The organism is Bradyrhizobium sp. JR4.3 (assembly GCF_040547695.1).
Classification (GTDB): Bacteria; Pseudomonadota; Alphaproteobacteria; order Rhizobiales; family Xanthobacteraceae; genus Bradyrhizobium; species Bradyrhizobium canariense.
Window position 1 is genome coordinate 127,502 of record NZ_JBEPQF010000021.1, and the last position, 9,999, is coordinate 137,500.

Here is a 9,999-nt window from a genome sequence, read left to right on the forward strand (position 1 = left end):
CTACTTAGGGGATTCGGCCCAACGGCGCCAAGCGGGCGGATCCGCGCACGAAATTGTGAACTCGCCTCTTCCGGTCCGAGGCCTCGCTTCCCACATCTGGGTCAGGCCGGCGCCAGCGCCGGCTGATAACGACCGTTGCCGGTTGAGAAACGTCAATGCGGTCATCGGAAACCCAATGAAGATGCCGTTTGGAGTGCCTTAGAGGGCTCCAGGGGCAGGCCGAGGGACAGAGAAGATATGAACATCGAGAAATATACCGAACGCTCCAGGGGCTTCGTCCAGTCTGCGCAGTCGCTTGCGGTGCGCGAAGGGCACCAGCAGTTTTCGACCCTGCACGTCCTGAAAGTGCTGCTGGACGACAATGAAGGCCTCGCTGCCGGCCTGATCGACCGCGCCGGCGGCAATTCCCGCGCAATCCTGAAGGCGACCGAGGACGCCCTGAACAAGGTGCCGAAGGTCTCTGGCGGCGGAGCCGGCCAGATCTATCTGGCGCCCGAGCTCGCCCGCACCTTCGACGCGGCTGAAAAGGCCGGCGAGAAGGCCGGCGACAGCTTTGTCACGGTCGAGCGGTTGCTGCTCGGCCTCGCGCTGGAGAAGACCAGCGAGGCGGGTACGATCCTGGCCAGGGGCGGCGTCACCCCGCAAAACCTCAACGCGGCGATCGAAGCGCTGCGCAAGGGCCGCACCGCGGATTCCGCGACGGCCGAGAACGCCTACGACGCGCTGAAGAAATATGCCCGCGACCTCACCCAGGCGGCGCGCGACGGCAAGCTCGATCCGGTCATCGGCCGCGACGAGGAGATCCGCCGCACGATCCAGGTGCTGTCGCGCCGGACCAAGAACAATCCCGTCCTGATCGGAGAGCCCGGCGTCGGCAAGACCGCCATCGCCGAGGGTCTGGCGCTGCGCATCGTCAACGGCGACGTGCCGGAGAGCCTGAAGGACAAGAAGCTGCTGTCGCTCGACCTCGGCTCGCTGATTGCAGGTGCAAAATATCGCGGCGAGTTCGAGGAGCGGCTGAAGGCCGTGCTCCAGGAGGTGACCGGGAGCGATGGCAATTTCGTCCTGTTCATCGACGAGATGCACACGCTGATCGGCGCCGGCAAGGGCGATGGCGCGATGGACGCGTCCAACCTGCTCAAGCCTGCGCTCGCCCGCGGCGAGCTACACTGCATCGGCGCCACCACGCTCGACGAGTACCAGAAGCACGTCGAAAAGGACGCGGCGCTGGCGCGGCGTTTCCAGCCGATCTTCGTCAGCGAGCCCTCGGTCGAGGATACGATCTCGATCCTCCGCGGGCTGAAGGACAAGTACGAGCAGCACCATGGCGTGCGGATCACCGATTCCGCGCTGGTCGCCGCCACGACGCTGTCCAACCGCTACATCACCGATCGCTTCCTGCCCGACAAGGCGATCGACCTCATGGATGAGGCCGCCGCGCGGCTCAAGATGCAGGTCGATTCCAAGCCGGAAGAGCTGGATTCGATGGATCGGGAAATCATCCGGCTGAAGATCGAACAGGAAGCATTGAAGAAAGAGAGCGATGCCGGTTCGAAGAGCCGCCTGCAGACGCTGGAGAAGGAGCTCGCTGACCTCGAGGAGAAGTCCGCGGCGCTCACCGCACGCTGGAGCGCGGAGAAGAACAAGCTCTCCGATGCCCAGAAACTGAAGGCCGAGCTCGACGGCTTGCGGGTCGAACTTGCCAACGCACAGCGGCGCGGTGAATTCCAGAAGGCCGGTGAGCTGGCCTATGGCCGGATCCCCGAGCTCGAAAAGCAGCTTGCAGAGATCGAGGCCAAGGAGAACTCCGGCGAGATGATGGAGGAGGCGGTCACCGCCAACCACATCGCGCAGGTGGTCTCGCGCTGGACCGGCGTGCCCGTCGACAAGATGCTGGAAGGCGAGAAGGACAAGCTCCTGAGGATGGAGGACTCGCTCGGCAAGCGCGTCGTCGGCCAGGCCGAGGCCGTGCGTGCGGTCGCGACCGCCGTGCGCCGTTCGCGCGCGGGGCTGCAGGATCCGAACCGGCCGACCGGCTCGTTCATGTTCCTCGGGCCCACCGGCGTCGGCAAGACCGAACTGACGAAAGCGCTCGCCGAATATCTGTTCAACGACGAGACCGCGATGGTCCGCCTCGACATGTCCGAATACATGGAGAAGCACTCGGTCTCGCGGTTGATCGGCGCGCCTCCGGGCTATGTCGGCTATGACGAGGGCGGTGCGCTGACCGAAGCGGTGCGGCGCCGGCCCTATCAGGTCGTGCTGTTCGACGAGATCGAGAAGGCGCATCCCGACGTCTTCAACGTCCTGTTGCAGGTGCTCGACGACGGCCGCCTCACCGACGGCCAGGGCCGCACCGTCGATTTCCGCAACACACTGATCATCATGACCTCGAACCTTGGTTCGGAGTTTCTGGTGAACCAGCCGGAGGGCGAGGACACCTCGGCCGTGCGCGAGCAGGTGATGGGAATGGTGCGGGGACATTTCCGCCCCGAATTCCTCAATCGCGTCGACGAGATCATCCTGTTCCATCGCTTGCAGAGAAGCGAGATGGGCCGGATCGTCGAGATCCAGTTCGCGCGGCTGCAAAAGCTTTTGACCGATCGCAAGATCGTGCTGACGCTCGACGCCGCGGGCCGCGACTGGCTCGCCGCCAAGGGCTGGGATCCCGCCTACGGCGCACGGCCGCTCAAGCGCGTGATCCAGCGTCACGTCCAGGATCCGCTCGCCGAGATGATCCTGGCCGGCGACGTCAAGGACGGTGACAGCGTTGCGATCTCGTCCGAAGGCAACGTGCTGACCTTCAACGGCAAGGCGCCGCAGACCGCGGAGATCGCCCAGTTCGAGGCGCCGGTGTCGAAGCGGAAGTTGAACTGAGCGCCGGTATTCGAAGCCTGAAGCAACAAGCCGCCCCGGAGAGGTCAATCTCTCCGGGGCGGTTTCTTTTGTGGGTTATTGACGATCTTGCTGCAGCCGGAGTGTGGTTTGTCTAGGTCGTGCAATCTTTACGGTGGGGCCCTACCGGCATATGCAATCCAATCCACATTTTTGAGCGCGGGGACTTATTTCTTCGTGACCTTGTAGATCGCGTTCTCGATGTCAGACGAGAAATAGATCGTGCCGGATTCCCCGATGCCGACGCCCGTCGGAATATGCGTTGGCAGTCCTCCGGGCGCGCCCACCAGGCCGATCGGGAGATTGGCCGCGATCTCGGTGACCGTGCCGCTCTCAGGTGCGATCTCGATCAATCGCTTGGCGCCGACCTCCGCCACGATCAGCTTGCCGTCGCCGGCGCGTGCGATCCCTTCGGGCATTTTCAGGTCCTTGGCGACCACCGTCTTTTCGCCGTTGCTCTCGATCATCGAGACGACGCCGGAAAAGGCTTCGGTGACGTAGACCTCGCCACGCGATCCGGCGACGAGCCCGACCGGGCCCTCGAGGCCGCCGATCAGTGTGGTGCGGTCCTTGCCGTGCTCGCCGCTGACGCGGACCAGCGATTTGGTGCCGAGCTCGGCCACCAGAATGCTGCCGTCCGCGAGCACGATCGCGTCGTGCGGCGCCTTGAAGCCGTGCAGCATGTCGCGGGTCGCGCCGGTCTTGCCGTCGATCACCTGCACCGTGCCGGTGAACCAGCTCGACAGGACCACGTCGTTGCCCTTCGCCGTTGCGCTCATCGGGTATTCGAGCGCGACGCCGGCGGCGTGCATGCGGGCCTTCTCGGTGACCTCGCCAGTAGCACCGTCCACTGTGCGATAGGCGAACACGTCGGCGACGTGGATCGTGTCCTTGCCGTTCTCTGACGTGACGCCGATGCCGCCGGGCAAGGCGAGCTTGCCAATGATGACCTGCCGCGCCTGGCCGGTCGCCGGATCGACCTCCTGGATGCCGTTGTCGGCCATGTTGGAGACGTAGATCCGGTCCTTGCCGTCGATCGCGAGATTGTCCAGCGACGGCTTCAACTGCGCGACCATGGTCTTGGTGCCCGACTTGGGATCGACCTGAACGAGCTGGCCGAGCGCGGTGTCGACCACCCAGAGATTGCCCTTGGAATCGAAGTTCACCGCGGCCGGGACCTTGAAGCCGTCCGCGACGACGGTCAGCTCGGCCTTGTCGACGTCGACCTTTGCGACCTGTCCCTTGAACCAGAGCGGACCGTAGAGCTTGTCGTCGGGACCGAACTCGAAGCCGTTGAGGCCGCCCATCTTCTCCATGATCTGGCGCGGCGGTTTGACGCCCTCGACGTCGATCTCATAGAGCGTGTCGCCGAGAAAGACGGTGGTGGCGTAGAGCCTGCCGTCCTTGCGGAAGGCGAGCGAGTTGATGCCGGGAAGGCCGGAAGCGAGCTTCGTGATCGGGCCGTCGCCCTTGCGCGAATAAAGATCGCCGGCCAGAAATCCGGTCCAGGCCATGGTGCCGTCGGGGGCGAATGCGATGTCGTCGGCCATTCCGATCGGGGCGGGGATTGCAACCTTGGCGGTACCGCCGGCGATGTCGACCTCGTAGAGCGCCGCGCCCGCGACGCTGCCGGCAAACAGATGGCCGGCCTTGTCGATCGCAAGCCCGTGCACGCCGTGGAACGCCGAGCCGGGGACGAGCCGGGTGACCTCCCAGTTTTCGGCCGAAACGCTGGTGGCGGAGACAATCGCAGCGACGAAGGCTGCGCAGGCGAGCCTGTTCTTCATGGCGAGACCTCCTGTTTTTTGGAAAGTATTCGCTCCCCACGCCGCTTTGGCAAACGAAACTTGACGTTGTGATGGCGCCAAGTGGGCCTCGCGCATCGACGTCAAATCCGGATCGTGTTTGAAGATGACCGGCCGATCTCGGCCGGTTCGCCGGCTTTACCGGTTGGTGACCTGCAACGGTCCGCCGGTTGCGTCCGACATCCGGGCGATGGCGCCGGCGCGGCCGCTCATCATGCCGTCGAGCCGGTCGCGCTCCTTCTCGAAGCCGGCCAGCATCGGGCCTTCCAGTGAGCGGCCGCGCGGCAATTTCACACGCAGCGGATCGACGAAGCGGCCGTTGACCAGGATTTCGTAGTGGACGTGCGGGCCGGTCGACGCGCCGGTCGAACCGACGAAGCCGATCACCTGGCCCTGCCGCACCTTCTTGCCGGGCTCCATGCCCTTGGCGAAGGCCGACATATGGCCATAGGCGGTCTCGTAGCCGTTGTTGTGCTTGATGCGGATGTATTTGCCGTAGCCGCCCTCGGGGCCGGCCTTCTCGATCACGCCGTTGCCGGAGGCGAAGATCGGCGTGCCGTAGGAGGTGGCCCAGTCGACGCCGGTGTGCATCTTCACAAAGCCGAGGATGGGGTGACGGCGGCCGCCGAAGCCGGAGCGCATGATGGCGTTGTTGACCGGCTTGCGCACCAGGAACTTCTTCGCGCTCTTGCCGGTCTCGTCATAGTAGTCGACGACGCCGTCGTCGGGGCTCTGGTAGCGGTAGTATTTCTTGGTTTCGCCGCCGAGCGTGAGCGAAGCGAACAGCACGTCGTTCTTTTCGCTCGCGGTCACGCCTTCGTCTTCGCCGGCGTAGAACACGTCGAATGAATCGCCCGGCGCCACCTTGCGCTGGAAATCGACGTCGTAGGAGTAGATCTTGATCATGTCGTCGATGACGGGCATCGGCACTTTGTTGCGCATCGCGGTCTCGTAGATGCTCTGGTAGAGCCGCACGCCCGTGCCGTCATCGTCGTCATCGTCGTCGCTGTTGGCGTTCGCCGCCGCATCGGCGACGGTATTCATGCTGGAGACGTCGACGGCGACGTATTTGCCGAGATCGGACAGCGCCGCGATCGCCTCGACCATGGTCTCGTTGGCGATGACGACGCGGTAGGGCTGCAGACGGGCGCCGGGGCTTGCGGGCGCCATCAGGATGCGCAGCTTCTCGCCTTCCTTCACGCCGCCGTCTCGGCCGCGCGGACCGAGCGTCGCGGTGATCGCCTTGATCTCCTCGGCCGTGGCGCCGAGATCGCGCAGCACGCCGGCGACGCTGTCGCCCTTTTTGACCACGTGGACGCGTTCACCGTTGGGATTGCCGCCGGTGATCTGTTCCTTGGTCTTCGGCAGCAGCGTGACGTTTTCCGGCACCACGCGCGTCTCGAAGCCGGCATAGGGATCGGACGGCGACACTTCGGTGGCGTAGGCGCTTCTGATCTCGGACGGGGCGGTCGCGCCGGAGACGTCGGCCGCAGCATTGGAGAGAGCGGCATAGCGCACCCCGCCATTGCCGCGCCAGTTGGCGGCATCGCGCACCCGCATCAGGATGTCGTCCAGCGCCACCACTGCGGTAATCTTGGCTTTCGGCAGCACCTGGGAGAGGTCCTTGGTGACGAAGGATACCTCGGCGTCGGGTTCGACGGCCTCCGGATTGTTCGGATCCTCGGATGCCGTCTTCGGATCGGAGCCGACATCGGTGAGAAGGCGCTGGGCGTTGAACGGCGGGATCTTCGCCGACAGGTCGCTCGTCGTCATCGACAGATTGCCGGCAATCCGGATGAAGGGACGCACCCGCATCACGTCGCGGTTGCCGACGCGGGCGACGGTCGAGACGCGCACGATGTTGCGCGAGGCCGTGGCTTCGTTCGGCGGCGGCAGGCGGTCGCTCTTGTGCAGCGTGGCGGCGCGGTCGGCTGCGCCGAATGCGCCGCGCAGCGCGCCTTCGACGCGCTCCGGCACCTTGGCGAAGGTCATCTCGCCGTCGAGCGAAGCGAAAACGGCGCCGCCGATCAGGGCTGCGCCGCAAAGTCCGGTTAGAATAGTCCCGCTGAACCATTGCACCGAGACGCGGCGCCGATCGATGACAGCGGCTTCGGAACCATCGACGGACAGCGGCGGCTCGTGGCCGAGATCGATGATCCCGGTCTCACGCCCGTAAGCGCCGCGTGACGTCCTGTGGTTCAACCCAAGTCCCCCAATCAACGACCCGAGAGCCCGATTTCGAGCAGCCCGTTCCGGACAGTCCTGTTTCGAGCCCTCCTTACGCCGCCCTCTCTGGGGCGTCTCTGGAAAAGGCAAGCCGCATAGGCGTCCGCGGTCAGAAGGCCCAGATGACGGACCGGCCGAAATTACGAACAGCTAAGCGGAAAAAGATCTCTCGATGTGTCTCGAATGTCTGAAGAAGGCTGCTTCATCGGATGATCGCCTTCCTCTGACCCCACACAAACCGCCGGCAGCCCCCACTGGCATCCATGCGATTCAAGCTTCGTCTGTACCAGAACGCCGGGGGATTGTGGCTCAAGTACGGCGCCTAATATGGAAAAGTTTCCGGAACGGCAGGGGGGCCGAGGGCCTTCCAGGGGCGGGCGCCCCAAGCCGCGGCCAAGCCGCGCTAAGCCGCGCCAAGTCACGTCCAAGTCACGTCCAAGTCACGTCCAAGCCGCTTCCGGAGCCCGCTCAGGCCCAATCTTTTTTTGGTTTTTTTCTCAGCGTCGGCCCGATCCATCCGCTCAGCGCCTTTCTAACATACTGTAATCACGTGTATTTTTTGAATAATCCACCGTGCGACGATTTTCTGACAATCGGCGTTGACAACCCCGATGGGTGGGGCCTATAACCCGACCACTGAGCGCGGCGCCGCCGGGTCACTGACCAAGGCGAGCGAACGCGCCACTGATGCTCCTCACCTTGTTGAGTGACACAACAGTCGACGTAAGTCGATTGGAGTTCATCCATCGTCGGTAAGGGTGTCGGAACCCTTCCTCTCTGGAAGGTTGGGGCCTCCTGGTCCCGGGCTGTTTGACAAGTGAAGATGAAGAAAGAGAAACGTGGACGGCGGAGTCCTTGCGGGTCTCGCATTTAAAGAGCTTCGGCTTTTTGGATCGGGACCGGACGAAAGACTTCGGCGGTACACGTTTTAAGGTTACACCATCGTTGCCAGCGATGTGAATCGCGGGCAGCTCATCGACTTCGGTCGATGAAAAATGGTGGGACCTCGTCAAAACGTTGTGATCAGCCGGTTCAAAGTTCAAGTCCAACTTGAGAGTTTGATCCTGGCTCAGAGCGAACGCTGGCGGCAGGCTTAACACATGCAAGTCGAGCGGGCGTAGCAATACGTCAGCGGCAGACGGGTGAGTAACGCGTGGGAACATACCTTTTGGTTCGGAACAACACAGGGAAACTTGTGCTAATACCGGATAAGCCCTTACGGGGAAAGATTTATCGCCGAAAGATTGGCCCGCGTCTGATTAGCTAGTTGGTGAGGTAATGGCTCACCAAGGCGACGATCAGTAGCTGGTCTGAGAGGATGATCAGCCACATTGGGACTGAGACACGGCCCAAACTCCTACGGGAGGCAGCAGTGGGGAATATTGGACAATGGGCGCAAGCCTGATCCAGCCATGCCGCGTGAGTGATGAAGGCCCTAGGGTTGTAAAGCTCTTTTGTGCGGGAAGATAATGACGGTACCGCAAGAATAAGCCCCGGCTAACTTCGTGCCAGCAGCCGCGGTAATACGAAGGGGGCTAGCGTTGCTCGGAATCACTGGGCGTAAAGGGTGCGTAGGCGGGTCTTTAAGTCAGGGGTGAAATCCTGGAGCTCAACTCCAGAACTGCCTTTGATACTGAGGATCTTGAGTTCGGGAGAGGTGAGTGGAACTGCGAGTGTAGAGGTGAAATTCGTAGATATTCGCAAGAACACCAGTGGCGAAGGCGGCTCACTGGCCCGATACTGACGCTGAGGCACGAAAGCGTGGGGAGCAAACAGGATTAGATACCCTGGTAGTCCACGCCGTAAACGATGAATGCCAGCCGTTAGTGGGTTTACTCACTAGTGGCGCAGCTAACGCTTTAAGCATTCCGCCTGGGGAGTACGGTCGCAAGATTAAAACTCAAAGGAATTGACGGGGGCCCGCACAAGCGGTGGAGCATGTGGTTTAATTCGACGCAACGCGCAGAACCTTACCAGCCCTTGACATGTCCAGGACCGGTCGCAGAGATGTGACCTTCTCTTCGGAGCCTGGAACACAGGTGCTGCATGGCTGTCGTCAGCTCGTGTCGTGAGATGTTGGGTTAAGTCCCGCAACGAGCGCAACCCCCGTCCTTAGTTGCTACCATTTAGTTGAGCACTCTAAGGAGACTGCCGGTGATAAGCCGCGAGGAAGGTGGGGATGACGTCAAGTCCTCATGGCCCTTACGGGCTGGGCTACACACGTGCTACAATGGCGGTGACAATGGGACGCTAAGGGGCAACCCTTCGCAAATCTCAAAAAGCCGTCTCAGTTCGGATTGGGCTCTGCAACTCGAGCCCATGAAGTTGGAATCGCTAGTAATCGTGGATCAGCACGCCACGGTGAATACGTTCCCGGGCCTTGTACACACCGCCCGTCACACCATGGGAGTTGGTTTTACCTGAAGACGGTGCGCTAACCAGCAATGGAGGCAGCCGGCCACGGTAGGGTCAGCGACTGGGGTGAAGTCGTAACAAGGTAGCCGTAGGGGAACCTGCGGCTGGATCACCTCCTTTCTAAGGATGGTTCTTCAGAAGCTTGCTTCTATCGAACCGTTTTAGAAACATCAGTGGCCAACGGTCGTCAGGATCGTTGAGCTGCATTGGCGGGATTTCGCCGTCTTCGTTTCTCTTTCTTCGCGGACGAACACGCGCTGGGGCTGCAACCTTGCAGAATCCCTGGTCCTTGACTGGATATGCGTTAGGGGCTTGTAGCTCAGTTGGTTAGAGCGCGCGCTTGATAAGCGTGAGGTCGGAAGTTCAAGTCTTCCCAGGCCCACCACACTCATCGAGTGAGCATTCGTCTTCTGGTTACGGGGCCATAGCTCAGCTGGGAGAGCGCGTGCTTTGCAAGCATGAGGTCGTCGGTTCGATCCCGTCTGGCTCCACCAGATGGTTTGATCACCGACTACTCATACCGTCGTCCGCGAAACATCACTTCGCACTTACTAGTCCGGATGGACAGTAAGCTGCGTGATTTCTGACATCGTAAAGAGGAGATCGATCCGAGTTGGATCGGGCAACAAGTAATTGTTGCGCGATACTTCATTATCTC

Annotated in this window: 3 protein-coding genes, 2 tRNA genes and 1 rRNA gene; 4 read left to right on the plus strand and 2 right to left on the minus strand. The window is 62.1% G+C overall.

Annotation, left to right across the window (positions count from 1 at the left end):
• The first annotated feature begins 237 nt into the window (after window positions 1–237).
• A complete protein-coding gene (clpB, locus tag ABIB91_RS28355) occupies window positions 238–2,877 on the plus strand; it encodes an ATP-dependent chaperone ClpB (RefSeq protein WP_354169052.1) in 2,640 nt (879 codons plus the stop codon).
• Window positions 2,878–3,062: 185 nt separating this feature from the next.
• On the opposite strand, the gene ABIB91_RS28360 is transcribed toward clpB, so the two are convergent.
• Window positions 3,063–4,682: an NHL repeat-containing protein gene (locus ABIB91_RS28360; RefSeq protein ID WP_354169049.1), complete on the minus strand. Its 1,620-nt coding sequence runs from the start codon at window positions 4,680–4,682 to the stop codon at window positions 3,063–3,065.
• A 156-nt stretch (window positions 4,683–4,838) separates the two neighbouring features.
• Window positions 4,839–6,902, minus strand: coding sequence for a M23 family metallopeptidase (locus ABIB91_RS28365; RefSeq protein WP_007597282.1), 2,064 nt, complete (start codon window positions 6,900–6,902; stop codon window positions 4,839–4,841).
• A gap of 1,070 nt (window positions 6,903–7,972) precedes the next feature.
• Between ABIB91_RS28365 and ABIB91_RS28370 the strand changes: the two genes are divergently transcribed.
• From ABIB91_RS28370 to ABIB91_RS28380, 3 genes are all read left to right on the plus strand, one after another.
• A 16S ribosomal RNA gene (locus ABIB91_RS28370) occupies window positions 7,973–9,461 on the plus strand.
• Between the two features lie 188 nt (window positions 9,462–9,649).
• Window positions 9,650–9,726 (plus strand) — tRNA-Ile (locus tag ABIB91_RS28375).
• Window positions 9,727–9,759: 33 nt separating this feature from the next.
• A tRNA-Ala gene (locus ABIB91_RS28380) sits at window positions 9,760–9,835 on the plus strand.
• Window positions 9,836–9,999 lie beyond the last annotated feature (164 nt).

Coding starts and splice junctions, on each gene's coding strand:
- clpB (WP_354169052.1), top strand. CDS start 238: ATGAACATCGAGAAATATACCGAACGCTCCAGGGGCTTCGTCCAGTCT.
- ABIB91_RS28360 (WP_354169049.1), bottom strand. CDS start 4,682: ATGAAGAACAGGCTCGCCTGCGCAGCCTTCGTCGCTGCGATTGTCTCC.